Origin of the sequence: Acinetobacter sp. Leaf130, from assembly GCF_001423205.1 — a bacterium.
Taxonomy (GTDB): Bacteria; Pseudomonadota; Gammaproteobacteria; order Pseudomonadales; family Moraxellaceae; genus Acinetobacter; species Acinetobacter calcoaceticus.
The window spans coordinates 2,087,425-2,104,708 of sequence record NZ_LMOE01000001.1 but is presented as its reverse complement, the minus strand read 5'-3'; the positions used below and the strand labels follow the sequence as shown (position 1 = coordinate 2,104,708).

At 38.4% G+C, this 17,284-nt stretch carries 15 protein-coding genes; 5 read left to right on the top strand and 10 right to left on the bottom strand.

Annotation, left to right across the window (positions count from 1 at the left end; translation table 11 throughout):
- Positions 1-76 precede the first annotated feature (76 nt).
- Together cgtA and proB are read left to right on the top strand one after the other, a co-directional pair.
- Positions 77-1,297, top strand: a complete 1,221-nt coding sequence (cgtA, locus tag ASF86_RS09480; protein WP_003650347.1) for an Obg family GTPase CgtA — start codon at positions 77-79, stop codon at positions 1,295-1,297.
- Positions 1,298-1,312: 15 nt separating this feature from the next.
- On the top strand, positions 1,313-2,446 hold the full coding sequence (gene proB, locus ASF86_RS09475) for a glutamate 5-kinase (protein WP_005038923.1): 1,134 nt from the start codon (positions 1,313-1,315) through the stop codon (positions 2,444-2,446).
- 27 nt (positions 2,447-2,473) lie between these two features.
- Here proB and ASF86_RS09470 read toward each other — a convergent pair whose 3' ends face one another.
- Both ASF86_RS09470 and ASF86_RS09465 read right to left on the bottom strand, forming a co-directional pair.
- Positions 2,474-3,130, bottom strand: a complete 657-nt coding sequence (locus tag ASF86_RS09470) for an HAD-IB family hydrolase (protein ID WP_005038925.1) — start codon at positions 3,128-3,130, stop codon at positions 2,474-2,476.
- Positions 3,097-4,305: a DUF1615 domain-containing protein gene (locus tag ASF86_RS09465; RefSeq protein ID WP_056481816.1), complete on the bottom strand. Its 1,209-nt coding sequence runs from the start codon at positions 4,303-4,305 to the stop codon at positions 3,097-3,099. The genes ASF86_RS09470 and ASF86_RS09465 overlap by 34 nt, the downstream gene beginning before the upstream one ends.
- Before the next feature lie 83 nt (positions 4,306-4,388).
- Here ASF86_RS09465 and dusB point away from each other — a divergent pair, with 83 nt between their 5' ends.
- Positions 4,389-5,414 carry a tRNA dihydrouridine synthase DusB gene (gene dusB / locus ASF86_RS09460; RefSeq protein WP_005038928.1) on the top strand — a complete coding sequence of 342 codons (1,026 nt, stop codon included), beginning with the start codon at positions 4,389-4,391 and terminating at the stop codon, positions 5,412-5,414.
- Positions 5,415-5,449: 35 nt separating this feature from the next.
- On the opposite strand, the gene ASF86_RS09455 is transcribed toward dusB, so the two are convergent.
- Both ASF86_RS09455 and ASF86_RS09450 read right to left on the bottom strand, forming a co-directional pair.
- Positions 5,450-6,496: an NAD(P)H-dependent flavin oxidoreductase gene (locus tag ASF86_RS09455; protein WP_056481404.1), complete on the bottom strand. Its 1,047-nt coding sequence runs from the start codon at positions 6,494-6,496 to the stop codon at positions 5,450-5,452.
- A 117-nt stretch (positions 6,497-6,613) separates the two neighbouring features.
- Positions 6,614-7,315 carry a VIT family protein gene (locus ASF86_RS09450; protein WP_005038933.1) on the bottom strand — a complete coding sequence of 234 codons (702 nt, stop codon included), beginning with the start codon at positions 7,313-7,315 and terminating at the stop codon, positions 6,614-6,616.
- A gap of 265 nt (positions 7,316-7,580) precedes the next feature.
- Here ASF86_RS09450 and ASF86_RS09445 point away from each other — a divergent pair, with 265 nt between their 5' ends.
- Both ASF86_RS09445 and wecB read left to right on the top strand, forming a co-directional pair.
- A complete protein-coding gene (locus ASF86_RS09445; protein WP_056481401.1) occupies positions 7,581-8,798 on the top strand; it encodes a tetratricopeptide repeat protein in 1,218 nt (405 codons plus the stop codon).
- A 1-nt stretch (position 8,799) separates the two neighbouring features.
- Positions 8,800-9,942 carry a non-hydrolyzing UDP-N-acetylglucosamine 2-epimerase gene (gene wecB, locus ASF86_RS09440; RefSeq protein ID WP_056481398.1) on the top strand — a complete coding sequence of 381 codons (1,143 nt, stop codon included), beginning with the start codon at positions 8,800-8,802 and terminating at the stop codon, positions 9,940-9,942.
- Here the strand turns inward: wecB and ASF86_RS09435 are convergent.
- From ASF86_RS09435 to ASF86_RS09410, 6 genes are all read right to left on the bottom strand, one after another.
- Positions 9,927-10,847, bottom strand: a complete 921-nt coding sequence (locus ASF86_RS09435) for a hypothetical protein (RefSeq protein ID WP_056481395.1) — start codon at positions 10,845-10,847, stop codon at positions 9,927-9,929. The two genes, wecB and ASF86_RS09435, sit on opposite strands and share 16 nt — an antisense overlap.
- On the bottom strand, positions 10,825-12,669 hold the full coding sequence (locus tag ASF86_RS09430) for a hypothetical protein (protein WP_056481392.1): 1,845 nt from the start codon (positions 12,667-12,669) through the stop codon (positions 10,825-10,827). The genes ASF86_RS09435 and ASF86_RS09430 overlap by 23 nt, the downstream gene beginning before the upstream one ends.
- Complete coding sequence (locus ASF86_RS09425; protein ID WP_056481389.1) at positions 12,666-13,919, bottom strand: glycosyltransferase family 2 protein; 1,254 nt, start codon at positions 13,917-13,919, stop codon at positions 12,666-12,668. Before ASF86_RS09425 ends, ASF86_RS09430 begins: the two co-directional genes overlap by 4 nt.
- Positions 13,906-14,802 carry a hypothetical protein gene (locus ASF86_RS09420; protein WP_017391867.1) on the bottom strand — a complete coding sequence of 299 codons (897 nt, stop codon included), beginning with the start codon at positions 14,800-14,802 and terminating at the stop codon, positions 13,906-13,908. Before ASF86_RS09420 ends, ASF86_RS09425 begins: the two co-directional genes overlap by 14 nt.
- Positions 14,802-15,545, bottom strand: coding sequence for a hypothetical protein (locus ASF86_RS09415; protein WP_056481385.1), 744 nt, complete (start codon positions 15,543-15,545; stop codon positions 14,802-14,804). Before ASF86_RS09415 ends, ASF86_RS09420 begins: the two co-directional genes overlap by 1 nt.
- 192 nt (positions 15,546-15,737) lie before the next feature.
- Positions 15,738-17,180, bottom strand: a complete 1,443-nt coding sequence (locus ASF86_RS09410) for a cryptochrome/photolyase family protein (RefSeq protein WP_056481380.1) — start codon at positions 17,178-17,180, stop codon at positions 15,738-15,740.
- Between the last annotated feature and the right edge of the window lie 104 nt (positions 17,181-17,284).

Sequence of the window (17,284 nt, the reverse complement as noted above, 5' to 3'; positions counted from 1 at the left end):
TGTCCCATTTTATATTCGAGAATTTTATGAAAATATGGCAGAATAAGCGGTTTTAGAGTTTTTAGAGGATTGGCAGATGCGCTTTGTTGATGAAGCAGTCATTACCGTAGAGGCTGGCGACGGTGGCAATGGCGTAGCCAGTTTTCGCCGTGAAAAATTTGTACCATTTGGTGGCCCAGATGGTGGTGATGGCGGACGTGGTGGAAGTATCTATATTCAAGCTGATGATGATACGAGTACGCTAGTCGATTACCGTTACACACGTAAGTTCCGTGCTGAGCGCGGAAAGAATGGTGCAGGCGCTAACTGTACCGGACGTGGTGGTGAAGATGTGGTTTTAAAAGTACCTGTTGGTACAACAATTGTTGATACAGATTCAGGCGATATTATTGGCGATTTGGTTGAAGATGGCCAAAGAATTCTGGTTGCAGGTGGTGGTGACGGTGGTTTGGGGAATACTCATTTTAAATCATCAACTAACCGTGCTCCGCGTAAATGTACGACTGGTATAAAAGGTGAATTTCGTGAAATTCGCCTTGAATTAAAAGTATTGGCAGATGTTGGTTTATTGGGCATGCCAAATGCTGGTAAATCAACCTTTATTCGTGCTGTAAGTGCTGCAAAACCAAAAGTGGCAGACTATCCATTTACAACCATGGTTCCAAATCTAGGTGTAGTAGATGCTGACCGTCATCGTTCATTTGTAATGGCCGATATTCCTGGGTTGATTGAAGGTGCAGCAGAAGGTGCAGGTTTGGGAATTCGTTTCCTTAAACATCTGGCACGTACGCGTATCCTTTTACACATTATTGATGTGCAGCCAATTGATGGTTCAGATCCGGCGCATAATGCAAAAGCAATTATGAACGAGTTAGTTAAGTTTTCACCTACTTTGGCTAAACTACCAGTTGTTTTAGTACTGAATAAACTTGATCAGATTGCTGAAGAAAGTCGTGAAGAGTGGTGTCAGCATATTCTAGATGAACTAGAGTGGACTGGACCTGTCTTTAAGACATCGGGCTTATTAAGTGAAGGAACGAAAGAGGTTGTCTATTACCTCATGGATCAGCTTGAACAACAACGTGAACGCGAAGTTGAAGATCCTGAATATGCAGCAGAAGTAAAAGCTTTCCGTGAACAACTAGAAGTTGAAACACGTGAACAAACCATTGCGGCAAAAGAAGCATATCGCGCTATGCGTCGAGCACAACGTCTTGAAGGCATGTTAGGCGATGATGATGATTTTGACGATGATGAAGACGACAATGATGTAGAAAGCGTCTACGTTCGTGACTAGAAAACCGAGGAAAACATGATAGAAGTGGTCGATGGGCAACGTCAGCTCAGTGAGTGTAAACGAATCGTTGTTAAAATCGGATCATCTTTACTCACAGCCAATGGGCAAGGTTTAGATTTGGATGCTATTTCGCATTGGGCGAAACAGATTGCAGATCTACACAATGCCGGACACGAAATTATTTTAGTGTCTTCTGGAGCTGTGGCTGAAGGTATGGTTCGTATGAAGCTTGCGAGTCGACCCACCGATCTACCCAGTCTACAAGCCTGTGCTGCGATTGGGCAGATGGGTTTAATTCATACTTGGTCTAGTGTGCTCGAAGAACATGGTATTCGTACTGCTCAGGTTTTACTGACACATGATGATCTAGCTGATCGCCGTCGTTATTTAAACTCATGTGATGCTTTGCAAAACTTGATTGATTGGCGTGTGATTCCGGTCATTAATGAAAATGATACGGTATCTACCGATGAGATCCGCTTTGGTGATAACGATACTCTAGCTGCGATGGTTGCAGGTCAGGTTCATGCAGAATTGCTGATCATTTTAACGGATCAGCAGGGTATGTTTGACTCAGACCCACGTCATAACCCTGATGCTAAACTACTCTCTACTGTTCGTGCCATGGACGATGTTTTATTCGAAATGGCTGGCGGTGGTGGTGTGCTTGGCAGAGGTGGTATGGTGACTAAAGTTCGTGCCGCACGTTTAGCTGCTAAGTCGGGTTGTCCAACGCTCATCGCAAGTGGTGAAAGTGATAATGTCTTGTCACGTGCGATGGCGGGTGAAATGCTAGGTACGTTGTTTACGACAGATAAAGACCGTATGACTGCTCATCAACAGTGGCTCGCTGCTCATTTACAGACAGCAGGTCGTCTTGTAATTGATGATGGTGCTATTGAAGCGATTAAATTGAAACATCGCAGTTTACTCCCTGTTGGGGTTAAAACTGTTGAAGGACATTTTGATCGTGGTGATGTGGTTGAATGTGTCGATAAACAAGGTAAACGTATTGCAGTGGGTCGAGTGAATTTTAGCTCGAGATCTGCTGAGATTATTAAAGGCTTAGCCTCTGATAAGGTTTATCAAGTGCTTGGTGAAGCCCGTTCGCTTGAAATGATTCATCGTGATCATATGGCGATTTATTAGATTATTGTAGAATTAAAAAAGCTCGCTTTATGCGAGCTTTTTTTCTGGTGTTAAACGAGGTAAAACACGATCTTCACCCACCATATATGGGTGTGTCGCGAGACTCAACATATCTAGGTCTTCCGAGCTATTACCGTAAGCATAAATTTGATGATAATGCTGTAGCGTATATTGCTGATGTACTCTTAATTTCTTTTGTTCACTACTACAATCTGGGGTGGAGTAGTAACCCGTCACTATGCCGTTTTTAATTTGAGTTTCAGTACAAATTAATTCGATATCTAGTAACTTGCACAGTGGGGCAAGGTAGACATCAATTGAAGCCGAAACCAGTACGACCCGATCACCACGTAACTGGTGGTGCTGTAACTGTGCGAAAAGTTCAGGTGAGAGTGCAGAGACTAGCTCTTGTGCGTATTCTTCACCTAATCTTTGCAGTTCAATTGCGGAGGTATCTTTGAACATGCTGCGAAATAACTTGGCACGCATCGCATGGGCTGGATAAAAGTTAAGATAGTAGGCTTGAATCCATGGCAGAATTTTCAAGCCTTGTTTAACGATGTGGCGCTTAGACAAAGCATAAAAGATGAACCCTGTAAAACTGTCTTTGCTACACAAGGTTCCATCAAAATCGAACAGGGCGAGACTTTTTATAGTCTTATTCGTTTCGCTCGTTGCATACATGATTCATATCGTCCGTTTACGCGGGTTGCATACCAGTTGGTATTATAGTCACGACTTAATTTTGGCCCAGAAATAACGACTTGCGGCATAATTGCATAGATAGGGTCTTTACCTGTCTTCGTTTTATAAAGTTTAGTCAGGGCAATATAGGTTTGTGTACTTTCAAACTTTTTCTCTTTTTCTAATTTAAGATCATCACGAATTTGTCTTGGCGTAACTAATACATTATTTTTTGCAAATACAGTAATCAGTTCTTTTTCTGACTGGCTCTGAGTCGGACGCGGATCACCATCTTTTGTGTAAAGAAGTAGATCACCATCAAGACTTATTTCTGTATCTGTTAAGTCCTTTAACATGCTTTGAAAAGCAGCATTACGGCTAGAATACATGCCTGAGTTATAGTCTGCAAATCGATAAATGGCTTTATCATAATTAGCCGGATAAACCATTAAACGATGTATGCCGTAATATAAACCGCCATATTCAGTATATAAGTCATCACGAAGTGCAGCAGTATTCATGCTTGAACGCTTATTGGCTTTTGCGTAGTTAATATGGACTTGCATAGAACCTAAGGTCGTAATAGGGTTCATTTTCTCGCCAATATCTTGACCAACCAATTTAGCTGCACCCGTTAATGCGCTCACATGATAATGTTTAGCCATGAAGTCGAAAATTTCTCGGTAAAGTAAGTCGAGTTCTTTTTCGGTTTTAACCTTACGCATTTGACTCATATAGTTGTTATCAGGAGAAGGCTGAGTTTTTAGCACTTCTTCAAAATAACCAGCAATTGTTCCACCAACGGTTTTGCCAAGCTTATCTTCAAATTTTTCATTTAAACGCGTACTAACTTCTTCAACTGCTTTTTGGCCTAACCCAGGCACTTGAGGGTTTGCAACGAAGTTCGACTCTTGATCGACAACTGCAATAATACTGCAGACATTTTTCTTATTTTTTGGAATATCCAGTTCTTTCATAATGTCGTCAATATCTTTTGCCCAAGACTCACGATCATTCACACGTGATGGAATTAGACGTTTAATCTGTTTGCTTTCTAGTTCAGGCTCATCATTGTTTGACCACCAAGCTTTATCACCACAAGCAGCTAAACTCATGCACACGGCGACCATACCGAATGATTTTAATAAAAAACGGGAAGACAACGGTTTGTTCATGGCGAGGAAAGCACCTGCATAAAAAGATGAGCCGATCAAGCGGATGAAGTATACTATGTTGATCATCAATTGTATGAATATATATGTATATTGGTCCCTATCAACTGTCAAATAATTTAATCGTTGCTCCTATGGCTGGGGTCACTGACCGTCCATTTAGAACGCTCTGCAAGTATTTTGGCGCAGGCCATGCAGTCAGTGAAATGATGACTGCCGATAAGACTTTGCAGATGAGCAAGAAAAGCCTCTACCGTGCAAATTTTGATGGGGAACTTGCTCCGATTTCTGCACAAATTGCCGGTTCTGATCCTGAGCAGTTAGCAGAGGCTGCACGTCATCAAGTGGCAAATGGCGCCCAAATTGTTGATATCAATATGGGATGTCCTGCCAAAAAAGTATGTAATAAACTCGCAGGTTCAGCTTTATTACAAGATGAAGATTTAGTCGCACGAATTCTTGATACAGTGGTCGCTGCTGTTGATGTTCCTGTTACCTTAAAAACCCGATTGGGCTTTTTAAATGGTCAAGAAAATATTTTAAGAGTAGCAAAAAGAGCAGAAGAGGCGGGAATTGCTGCACTAGCCTTACATGGTCGTACACGTGAAGACATGTATTTAAATACAGCACGCTATGATTTGATAAAACATGTCAAAGAATTAATCAATATCCCACTTATTGCAAACGGTGATATCGATAGCCCTGAAAAAGCTAAATATGTGCTCGACTATACAGGGGCTGACGCGATTATGATTGGCCGTGCCGCTCAAGGCCGACCATGGATTTTTCGTGAAATTGCTCATTATTTAAAAACTGGAGAACACTTAGCCGCACCTAATATTGAAGAGGTGAAGCAGGTGTTACTTGGGCATTTATCAGAACTTTATCAATTTTATGGTGAATATTCTGGATGCCGTATTGCCCGTAAACACATTGCTTGGTACACAAAAGGATTACGTTCAAGTAACGAATTCCGCCAAAATATGTATAAAGTTGAAAGTACAGCTGAGCAAGCAATAGTGGTTGAAAACTATTTTAATCAGTTATTGGCTGAAGGTGATTTGATGAGCGATGTCCAAGTCGAGCAAATTAATTTATTGCAAACTCATTAAATAAAAAAGCCAGTATCTTCACTGGCTTTTTAAGCTTACTCATCTTCTAATATTTCTACTACTAACTGATTAATCAGGTCAGCAGCATCTAGTTCTCTTATTTGCGATACATTACTACCGGCCCAAAAAGCACCATATCCATAGTCTTGATGTTTGCTTGCAATCGCATTTAATTGCTTGGCTAAATCATAGGTATATGGATATTCTGGTTGAGGAGGGCGATTGGGTAAATCAATTTGTGTATGCCAGTGGTTCAATAGACCACGGGCTGGACGACCAGAAAGACTCGCACTAATTTGTGTTACTGGTTCGTTAAATAAAGCTTTACGATATTCAACAGATGCATTGGATGATCGACATTGAACAAAAGCGGTCCCCAGTTGAACAGCCGCAGCACCTAAGCTCAATATATGCCGCGCTTGTGCTCCATTCATAATCCCACCAGCAGCTACGACAGGCAATTTACAGTGTTTTACAATAAGCTGTACTAAATCGCTGGTTTTGATGGCTGCATCAAAGGTTTTATTAAAGATGCCTCGATGACCACCTGCTTCAATACCTTGAGCAATAATAATATCAATACCAGCAGCTTCAATGGCTTGTGCTTCAACTAAATTGGTAGCAGAAACCATAGTGATAATTCCGGCATCTTTTAGCGCCTGAATTTGATGGGGATGAGGAATGCCAAAATGAAAACTGGCCGCTTTAGGTTTCGTTTCTAGTACTACATTTAAAAAGTCATCGTTATCAAGAAAACTTGGATAAATGCATTTTAAATTTTGAGGAGGTTGCTCACCAAACTTTTCAAATTGTGGGCGTAAATATTCAATCCATTGTGCTGAAGTTTGAGGATTAAGTTGTTCGGGTTGATGGCAGAAAAAATTAACTTGAAATGAGTTTTCTGTGAGTTCTTGAGTTTTTAAAATCTGTTCGCGTGCAATTTGAGCCGTATTTGCACCTAATCCTAATGATCCAAGGCTACCTTGGTTAGAAACTTCAGCTGCAAGTTGAGGGGTAGACACACCTGCCATGGGTGCAAGAAAAATTGGATGTTTAATTTCAAGTTGTTGTAACAGGGTCATTTTATTCACCTCATTTCTTTACCTTCACCATAACGTGAAATCAGAACCAAGAGCAAATAATATTGGGCATTTAGTTTTTAAATATTTATTCCTTGATGTTTAATAAGTTACTCTTTTTTAAAGAGGAGTAACATGGAACAAAGAGCCGATCCAGCTTGAAAATGCCATCGCCAAAATACCCCATAACGTAATACGTAAACTGCCTTTGAGTTTGGACGTTCCAGCAAAATGGCTTGAGAGAGCTCCTAAAAAAGCTAATGAAATAATGCCAAATATTAAAACCGTTTTTTCGACCCATATGTCTGGACTGATTAAAATAGCTAACATGGGGAATAATGCACCAAATGAAAATGAACTAGCCGATGCAAGAGCTGCTTGAATCGGATTTGCTGCTGTATTTTCATGGATACCAATTTCATCACGTGCGTGAGCACCTAAAGCATCATGACTGGTGAGTTGTATGGCAACTTGCCTTGCTAAATCAGGTGCCAAACCTCTTGATATATAAATTTGGGTGAGTTCATCTAGTTCCCTTTGCGGGTGTTTTTTAAGTTCTTGTGCCTCAAATTTTAAGTCAGCTTTTTCAATATCTTCTTGAGATTTTACAGAAATATATTCTCCGGCTGCCATGGAGGTTGCACCAGAAATTAAACCTGCAATGCAGGCAATAAAAAGAGTATGAGCAGACGCCCCACTTGCAGCCATTCCCATAATTAAGCTAGTAACAGAAATAATCCCATCATTAGCCCCTAAAACGGCTGCTCTTAACCAACCTGAACGGTGAATAAAATGATGTTCGGGATGTTGGGAGAATGACATAACTTTTCCTAATTCTAGTTATAAATTTTTATCTTATCCTATAAGATTATTTACAATAATACGATTAAAAAATGTGCCATTATAGGAAAAACAATCAGATAAGAACTTTTTAAGGATAATATAAAAGGAGATAAAATGAATGACTTATGAAACCAGCTAACACACCTAAATAGGGTAATTTACGAGTTTAATTATAATATTTATTGATTAAATTTTAATTTTATTTCTACGAATAGATTCTATCCACTTTACTCTAGAGGTCTCAATGAATAGCAAAACAATAAAATCTCTAACACGTTCCTTTATCGTTATCGGTTCGATTTATCCTGCTTTAGGCTTTTTAACTATTGAGACTACATTTGCCCAAGAGATTGTTAATCAAGAATATAAACCCGGTAATCCGATTTACGATAAATGGGATCAATTTTATAAAATTGAAAAGACTCAACCAGAGAATGCTGAGAAATTATTACTCGAACTTGGTGAGATGACACCAGCAGATATAAAAGTTTGGAAAAGCTTAACCTATTTGCAGATTAGATTAGGTAAACAAGACGCCGCTTTGCAAAGTCTAAGAAAAGCGGAGGCATTAGATCCAGCAGATGACACTTTAAAACTACAAGAAGCCTATCTACTCAATTCGCAAAAAAATAATAAAGAAGCTTTGGTGGTTTTCAAGGAACTTACACAATCTAAAGATGCTGATATTGCCAATAAAGCCACACAAGCCGTAAAAAATCTGAGTGGAGGGGAAGTCAAAACTTATTTCCGTGATGTTTATTTTGCACCTTCATATGAGTCACGTTATGACGATGTAATTTTCCCGCTCAAAGCTCGTTATGGTAAAAACTTTGATAATGGACGAGCACAAGTATATGGCTTTTTAAACTTAAACCGTGATACCCAATCTCAAGGTGGTGTACGTCCTGAAATTATTGATGAAAATGCAGTGACGCTAGGGATAGGTGCTAATTATCAACCTTGGACTTCAATCCCTGTACGTGCATATCTAGAAGTTGGCGGAAGTTACGATCTGATTGACCGCAATAGAGATAAATTTCGTGAAAGTATAGTTGGTGGCGTTACGGGTTACCAAGAGTGGAATTCTCAAAATAATTGTAATAATTCACTTTGCTTTAATGATTATTTCACCGACTTATATGGCAATGCTGCGACCTATTCTAGAGAAGATTATAATGTTATTGGGGATTTACGCCTACGCACAGGGTTAAATGTATATAAAGGTGAGAATGGAACTGTCCAAGCTTATGTGAAATTGCATGGCTTAGCTGATAGTAAGGATGAATATTACAATAATTTATTCGAATATGGCCCCGGTATTTCATGGCAGCCTTTTAATTATCAACCTATAAAATTACGTGTTGAACGACTATATGGCAATTACTTTAAAGATGTGCCAGTAAATACAAAAGATCATTACAACAATACTCGCGTCGAACTCGTTTTTTATAAGGATTTCTAAAATGAAGAAAATTTTTATATCTATTGTATTTGGCACACGTCCCGAATTAATCAAACTTGCCCCTGTTATTTTATTGGCAAAACAAGATCCGCGCTTTCAAGTTGAGGTTATTTTTACCGGACAGCATGATGAATTGGTAAGGGATGCGATAGATTTCTTTGGGGTTGAAATTGACCACCGCCTCAAAATTATGAATGCAGGCCAAAGTCTAAATCAGTTATTAATACATGGTTTGAGTCAAATTGAACAGGTATATACAGATGGTCAGAAAAGAGATGCAATTGTTATTCAGGGCGATACAACGACTGTTTTAGCGGCAGGTTTAGTCGCATTCTCTATGAAAGTACCTGTTGCGCATGTCGAAGCGGGGTTACGTTCCTATGATCTAGATCATCCTTTTCCAGAAGAAGGAAATCGCCAGTTAGTTTCCCGCATTACAAAATGGCATTTTGCTCCTACTGAACAATCAAAGAGAAATCTACTCAATGAACAAATATCGCCAGAACTGATTACTGTTACAGGCAATACGGTTGTAGATGCGGTGTATTTAGGACGTAAATTAATTTCTGAAAAATCTGGTTTAAAGAATCAGCTTGAGTCCTATGGAATTCAATTAAAGCAAGATAACAAAGTTGTGCTTATTACGGCTCATCGCCGTGAAAACTTTGGAGATGGAATTCAAAATATTTGTAATGCAGTTGAGCATTTAGCGAAGGGGCATCCTGACTTACATTTTATTTGGCCCGTACATTTAAACCCAGCCGTACATGATGTCGTCCATAATAAGTTTAAAAATCATGCCCAAATCCATCTTGTTAAACCATTAGACTATCCAAGTTTATTGGCAGTCATAGATCGATCAACTTTTATTTTGACCGATTCGGGCGGTTTACAAGAAGAAAGTCCATCATTTAATAAGCCCGTTTTAATCTTGCGAGAAACCACAGAACGACCTGAAGTTGTTGAAGTGGGGGCAGGTGTTTTGGTCGGTACCAGCCAACAAAAAATTATTGAAGAAGCTGAAAAACTACTCACCGACCAACAGCATTATGAAAAAATGGCACATGTAGAAAATCCATTTGGGGATGGGCAAGCTGCTCGGCGTATTCTTGATCAAATTGCTAAATCTTATGAATTAGCATAGTTGTGAGTTAAAGGTTTATTCTCACTTACGGAGGTATTCTTACCACCATAAGTGAGGCGGTACCACAAGCTCACAATATTGACGCACCAACGATTCATGTAGTGAGGACCATCAAAAATATAGATAGTTTTTCCTTCATATGCTTTCAGTTGAGAAATAATTTCCCAAGGATATGCAGCTCTAAATTGTCCATTCTTTTTAACTCTAAAAGCTTCTAGCACTATAATTACTTTATCTTTTCCAAGCTTTTGTTCAAGCTGATCTAAAATATGTTTGGCTTGCTGAGGAGACCTTACACCTACGCCAACCCCGTCTTGGAAGAAAACACCGTTATGTTCTGGTAACCAGCTTTTAACCCATAAATCATAATGTTCGGGTTCGCTTTCACCACTATAAATACTTACCCAAACTGGTACTGGAAGTTTCGTTAAAACCTGACCTAAAGCACTGACTCTCAACCACGTTGGATCTGCTTCCACCGGAAAATAATAGCCTTTAGGCGCCGTTTTTTGCTCTTTTATAATTTCAGCAGATTTTTCCCCTAACTCAGTTACATTTGCCCGAGCTTTAGGTTCATTATATTCACCTGCTAAGCCCAAGATTAGATTTTTAGCCCAAGGTTCTTGTTTAATTTTTTCTAAATTAATTGCTTTTTCCCATTGAGGAAAGTTTGATTCTTTCCACCATGATTTAGACTCAACAACAGACCACTGAGGGACAAATGTGTTAACACCCAAATAGTGCCAGTTTCCCTCTGGTGGGGTCGTGTTATTGTCGGGCTGCCAGAAAATTCCTTCAATACGCGGGGCTTGACCTTGATGTTTGAACAACCCCGCATAAGCTATAACACTACATATAATTAAAATAATAAAAGCAGCTATTTTAATTGGTATCTGTTTTTTCATTATTTCGTCTTAACCAGTACCACAAGAAGATAATTATTATCATAATTGCAGATATAATCACAACTAATAAGAAGAAAGAAGATTGTTGGACTAAAGGTGCTTTTTGATTTCCAACAATGAGCTTTTGTAAAACATAAATATTTCCATTTTCTGAAACCAACATTTTTGTCACGTTATTTGGAATTTTATGCTGTATTTTTTCCCAAAGATGCATAAAGCTTTGTGCACCACCTTCTGAGTCGGTAATAACATCAAAACGGTTATTGTTATAACTCACAATAAAACCATTAACAGCAGCAGGTGCATAAATAATATCTTGATGCATTAATACCTGTTGTTGATAAATATCTTTATTCACACGAACATTTATTGATTGAGGTGCACTCGGTGTATAGCGAACTAGGTTAAGTGGCATTGGTCCTTGTGTTAAAAGCATTTTTTTCGCAGTTTGGCCTAATACAATCGCGATATTTAACGCACCAGATTGATCATCAATTGCAATAGTCGGAGTCGTTGCTAAAGTCATTGAAATTGCGGCTACGCCATTTTTGAGTTTATGGGGTAGCTTTAAGGTAGATTTAGCTGTATCAATCCAGAGCGAACCATGTGCAGTGGGTAAACACTGTGAATTAGCAATCACCGAGTTTTCAAGCTTTAAACTAAAATTGGTCGTATTAGAAATCGCTTTTGCAAAAATGTTGAATTGTCGGTTGACGGGATCGGAAGCAAGGTCGGCTGTTTTCATGCTGCCTGCAAGTCCACCATCGATCCAAGCCGTAATATTTGAACCTTGCAATAAACCACTTTGAATACGAAGTGCAATTTGCCCTTGCAAGATATCGGTTGGTTGCCATACCGCTGGGAAATCAAGGAATAAGTTCTTTTCAGCGTGATTTAATCTGAAGTCCTCAATGCCTAAGTCTGCGAGTGTATTAATTTTTTTAAATTGGGCCCAAGGTGGATTAGAGATCGTAGTTGGGAAAATTGCACTTCCTGTATTCAGTTGCTGTATATAAGATGGATTAATGAGTCCATTTATGGCAGCAGTGAGTTCTTGTGGTGTGTGATAAGTAATTGAAAGAGTAGCCACTCCATCTGCTGGTTTTGCAATTTGTACTAAAGCACCCCCTTTGAGTGGCGTAGCTGAGCGAATCACTTCAATAATGAAATTTGTTTCATCATTTAAATTAGTTTGTCCTGAATCAACCCATTCAATTGGTGTGATTGAAGTCCATGAACTTGCTAATCTAGCGAGCATAGAAGCTTCTATAATCTCTTTACGGTTATATTTTAAGATCCCCACAAATGGAGTAGGTCGTCTCGCTTGTGGATTAGCTAAAGCATCTGGTAAGTCTTTTAAACGGTATACATTACGGACAGGCGTAAAGTCGAGTTGGGAATTGCTTAAATAAGTTAAGTGATCAATATCTTCAGAGCAGAAAGAGTCCTTAGTTTGATTCAGAGTGTTGGGTTTAGCATACTGTTGAATAATAAAATCTAAACGATGAAAGCCACTCTGACTTTTAGGAATATTAAACTTCAGTTGTCCATCACCGCTTAAAGTGGTGTTATAGATGAGCTTATCATCATATTTTACAAGTAACGTTGTCTCACTTTCAGTAGAGTAGTTGCTTGAAAATTCAATGTTTTCCCATTCAGCACCTTTCCCAATATAGAAAAAATGGGGCTCAACGGTATATTTGGTAGAAGTATTAATATCATCTAGTTCCCATGTATATGCATGAGCAGACATTGCTAACATGAGACTAGTGCTGGCAAGGAGTACTTGAACCATTTGGTAGAAATTAGAAGAGTATTTCATTTTTTTTTCTCCTTGCTACGTTCCGTTTTGTACCATTGAAGGGAGTTGCCCTGTATTTTATTTTTAAGCATGTCATATGCGGCTTTAAATACAATAAATAGAAATATTTGTGAGTAAGTTACATAAGATAAAACAGAGTAAAAATAGAGTTCTGGTTTGGCCCTTTCTAAAGATAAGGTAAACCACATTTGTGCAACGTATAGGCAAAACGAGAGGCCCCACAGTAATGTGAATGGACCAGGAACCGAAATACCTGCAATACCGAGTAAGCCCAGAGTTAAGGTAATATGACTCCAGAATAACGCGGGTACGAAAAGTACGTAGCACATAATGTTATTCAGAATTTCAATTCCGATAGGAAAAGGCGTTCTTAACGCTACAGGTAAATATTTACGAGTCACATAAAAATTACCTTGAGTCCAGCGTGAGCGCTGTTTAATAAATACACTCAAAGATGGTGGATCTTGCTGCCAACCAATTGCGTAGGGTACCCATTTAATTCGTTTTTGGCCGATAAAAATACGGAAGCTCATTTCAGTGTCATCGACCAATGACTTTTCATCAAAACCACCCAAGGTTTCTAATGCATCACGCCAAATGACATAGTTCGTACCCATCAATGTGGATAGTTCAAAACGTTGCCAACGTCCGCCTTGAAAAATCCATTGGAAAAAGATGAACTCAATGGCAATAAAGCGAGTCAAAATACTATCTTGCCAATTACGGGTTCTTACTTTGCCATTTACAGCCACTAATTTTTTATCGGCAAGTAAGGTTTGAGCTAATAACCGTACACAATCGGGTTCAGGTGTACTATCTGCATCATAAACAACAATAAGTTCACCTTTGGCATGGGGTAAGCCATTATTAAGCGTTCTAGATTTACCTTTACCCCCCATGCCTTTGGGAACATTAACAATTTTTATGCACGGATAAATTTTTGCGAGGTCCTCAGCAATTTCTAGGGTGTTATCTTTAGAACCGTCATTAATGAGCAAAACTTCATAAGATTCCGCAGGATAGTCCTGCTGAGCGATTGCATGTAAAGTATCTTCAATCACTACGCCTTCATTGTAGGCAGGAATCAAAACACTCAAAACGGGCCATCTGTCTGGTATGGGAAGGTTCTGTAACTCTTTTTCCGCTGTTTTTGAGTATTTCCAAGCCTGATAACTTAACCATGCCCAAAATGCTTGCGGAATCCAGATTCCCAAAAAACCAAATAGGAAGAGAATATCAATGGGAGCCATTTGATTTAACCCTCCTAATAATAGACGAGATCAGCAATAACAATAAAATCACCCCGATGACCAATGATATCCATGAAATATAGCTGCCGAAGGTACTAAGAAGGTCTGGGTAGGTACTGGTTAAAATCAAATCGAGTGGAACTACGACTGTGCTTAAGCCAATAAAAATGTATCCAATAAAACTAGTTTTTACATGTTCGGGCGTACTTATGTAATTGATATGATTAAATCGCCATGATATTCCGAGTTGAGGGTATCGAATATTTGTGGTTGGTAAATCAGCAGGAGGATTGATAATAATTTCATAACCCGAAACATGACCATCAAAACTTTTAGCCGAATAAAATAAGTGCTGTTTTTGTCTAATCTCTCTAGAGGGCAGGGGAAGTATCGAAGGATTGAACTGAACAATATAGCTGCCCGCAGTTTGTGAAATTAGGTTTTCATCCCAACCTGTAGAAACAAACGCAGCCATTGGTCGTAATCCAATTGCGGTTGAAAATGTCGCTTTTGCTGGAAAATATTTAGGTTGTTCAGGTTTGAAAAGTACAATGGGAATTGCACCTTGGGTGACAGCTTCTTTTAATAAGAAATAATGAGAAAAGCTAAATACTTCATCTGGTAATATGATGCCGGGCTTTATACCTGTATGAATAAGCCTTTGAAAACTATCCGAACTGATCTGGTCAATTGTAAAGACAGGCCACCATGTGTCCTGTGATGGGAAAAACATGGAAAGGTCATTAATACTTTGAACTTCAGTTTTTGTTTGTTCAGCTTTAATTTCACAATGATAATATTGACGATAGAACTGCTGCAAAGTGCCATCTGGATATTGGCTAGATGCAATAATAATTCCACAAATATTAAGAAGATTAGACATTAAGTAATCTCCTCTTCAGGTGGAATCTGAATAACTTTATATTCGACTTCAAGCCGCAAAGTCATAATTTGTTTGAGCTTTTTAATAAATTCAGGTTCTTCTTCTGTTTTTTGTTTACGAATAACAATGCTGTATATCGTTTCTAGATCATCATCTGCAAACTGGAAAACAATTTCTTGGGGATGATGCTGGCTCAAAATTTTAATCATTTCATTTTGAGTGGTTTTCCATACATCATCGCCTAACATTTCTTTAATTAAGCTTCGGTTGAGAATTCTAATTTCAAAGACTTCATAATCTTGTAGGTGATGATGATCAAGAAGCTTAAAGAAACTACGTTGAAAATACTTGAGTGCGCTAAGCGGGAAAATATCACGGCGATAATTTCGATCATAACTCTGTATATCACGATATTTTTGAACGTTAATTTCAATATTGTGGCGTACAGCACTCAGAAAAAGAGGAATTAGGGGAATAATAAAAAGTAGAAGGAGCTGCCGTTCAATATGCGTCTGTGCACCCAAATCGAGTAAAAAGTATACTGCAACGCCTACAAAGGCAATTAAACCAACAATTAAAGACGCACCAACTTCTAAAAAAGCACCAGAAATTAAAAGAATGAGAATAAAAATCCAGCTTCCTCTAAAACTTACAGGTAACCACTCATATGCCACCATTCCCATAAAGAGGTGAGCTGCGATAATCCATAAGACGAGTGTTCTTCCTGGGTTCTTTTGTTGCATGCGAGCTCTGGCCACCTTTTTTGTAATGTTAATTTTTATACTTTTATAATGAACTGTGACGAATTCCTAAGTTATTGTTGTGTTTTTCCTTTTATAAATCCCTTTAGAATTATTTTTAGATTAAAGTCACATTATAGTCAAATTTCTTATTTTCTTTTAATCAAAAGCAAACATAAAAGACTCAATTAGCATCTAAATACTCTTGAAAGTTTCAATTGCTTTTATACGAGTTTCTTTTAAATCAACAATTGGTTTTGGATAATTCAATTGAAGATGAGTGTTGGTTGAGTAGGGTTCATGAATCATTTTATTGTCTAGATGAGCTAATTCATTCACCCATTGACGAATATAGTCTCCATTTGGGTCAAATTTCTTAGATTGAGCAATAGGGTTAAAAATTCGGAAATACGGTACAGCATCAGTTCCAGTCGATGCACACCATTGCCAGCCACCATTATTCGCAGCTAAATCACCATCGATTAAGTGTTCCATAAACCATTGTTCACCAACTCGCCAATCGATGAGTAGGTTTTTACACAAAAACATAGCGGTAATCATGCGGACTCGATTATGCATCCATCCTGTTTTTTGTAGCTGGCGCATGCCTGCATCAATAATCGGTATACCTGTTTGGCCATTTTGCCATGCGACCAAATGCTCTTGATTATTTTCCCACTTAATATTTTGAGTATTTTGCTTAAAAGGAAAGTGCTTAGAAACATGTGGGAAATCAAATAAAATATGTTGATAAAATTCGCGCCAAAGTAATTCATCTAACCATGTTTGTTGGCCTTCGTTTGCCAGATGAAAGTTGCCATGTTCAGCTCGGAAAAGGGCTTGTAAACATTGACGGATAGATAAAATTCCAAGATTTAAATATGGAGAAAGTTGGCTAGTTCCTTTTACATTTGGAAAGTCACGTTCTAATTTATAATGAGATAAATGATCCTCAATAAAGAAATCGAGCTGCTCCAGAGCAAAATCTTCTCCAGTAGGCCATAAATCTTGTTGTTCTTTCGAAATTGATGAGTCAAAAAAAGCTTCAACATCTTCTAGATCTAAACTTTTTATATTTGAAAAAGACTGCGGATAGGCATTTTGTTTCTCAGGAATTGGATAGCACTGAGGCAAGCCACTTATATCTAGTTTTGAATAACATGCTTTTTTGAATGCACTGAAAACTTGATAAGGTTGCTGTGACTGATTGCGAATGGAACGTAAAGGGAAAATCGTACGATCATGAAATAAAAAAAGCTCTTTACTCTGCTGATTTAAAGCTTGTTGTACAGTTTTATCTCTTTTCAACTCATTCACGCCTACTTCTATATTTGAATATACATTTTCGATATGCAGTTGTTGAGCGAGCTTAGAAATATAGTCTGCAATATCTTTCCAGTAGGGAATGACTTGAATGATAAGTGGAATATTAAGCTGTTCTAATTCTTTTTTTAGTTGTTGAAGCTGGCGTAAATAGAAATTAATTTTTATTGGTGCCTCGTGATGTATTTTCCATTGCTCAGGCGATAAAATAATTAACCCAATCGAAGGGCCTTGCTGGCAGGCATGCCATAATGCAGCATGATCCCGAACTCTCAAATCCTGACGAAACCAAATAAGCTGATTTACGTTTGACATGAAAGATACCCTTATAAAGTTGAGTGAGTTAGAGGTTTGTTATCAAGATATTATATAAAAATAAAGACATAAAAAAAGCAAAGCCGAAGCTTTGCTTTTATCAT

Excerpts from the sequence above, each read along its gene's own strand:
- ASF86_RS09465 (WP_056481816.1), bottom strand. The coding sequence starts at position 4,305 with ATGAACAAACCGTTGTCTTCCCGTTTTTTATTAAAATCATTCGGTATG.
- ASF86_RS09420 (WP_017391867.1), bottom strand. The coding sequence starts at position 14,802 with ATGTCTAATCTTCTTAATATTTGTGGAATTATTATTGCATCTAGCCAA.
- ASF86_RS09435 (WP_056481395.1), bottom strand. The coding sequence starts at position 10,847 with ATGAAAAAACAGATACCAATTAAAATAGCTGCTTTTATTATTTTAATT.
- dusB (WP_005038928.1), top strand. The coding sequence starts at position 4,389 with ATGTATATTGGTCCCTATCAACTGTCAAATAATTTAATCGTTGCTCCT.
- ASF86_RS09425 (WP_056481389.1), bottom strand. The coding sequence starts at position 13,919 with ATGGCTCCCATTGATATTCTCTTCCTATTTGGTTTTTTGGGAATCTGG.
- cgtA (WP_003650347.1), top strand. The coding sequence starts at position 77 with ATGCGCTTTGTTGATGAAGCAGTCATTACCGTAGAGGCTGGCGACGGT.
- ASF86_RS09430 (WP_056481392.1), bottom strand. The coding sequence starts at position 12,669 with ATGAAATACTCTTCTAATTTCTACCAAATGGTTCAAGTACTCCTTGCC.
- ASF86_RS09445 (WP_056481401.1), top strand. The coding sequence starts at position 7,581 with ATGAATAGCAAAACAATAAAATCTCTAACACGTTCCTTTATCGTTATC.
- ASF86_RS09415 (WP_056481385.1), bottom strand. The coding sequence starts at position 15,545 with ATGCAACAAAAGAACCCAGGAAGAACACTCGTCTTATGGATTATCGCA.
- ASF86_RS09450 (WP_005038933.1), bottom strand. The coding sequence starts at position 7,315 with ATGTCATTCTCCCAACATCCCGAACATCATTTTATTCACCGTTCAGGT.
- ASF86_RS09410 (WP_056481380.1), bottom strand. The coding sequence starts at position 17,180 with ATGTCAAACGTAAATCAGCTTATTTGGTTTCGTCAGGATTTGAGAGTT.
- wecB (WP_056481398.1), top strand. The coding sequence starts at position 8,800 with ATGAAGAAAATTTTTATATCTATTGTATTTGGCACACGTCCCGAATTA.
- proB (WP_005038923.1), top strand. The coding sequence starts at position 1,313 with ATGATAGAAGTGGTCGATGGGCAACGTCAGCTCAGTGAGTGTAAACGA.
- ASF86_RS09455 (WP_056481404.1), bottom strand. The coding sequence starts at position 6,496 with ATGACCCTGTTACAACAACTTGAAATTAAACATCCAATTTTTCTTGCA.
- ASF86_RS09470 (WP_005038925.1), bottom strand. The coding sequence starts at position 3,130 with ATGTATGCAACGAGCGAAACGAATAAGACTATAAAAAGTCTCGCCCTG.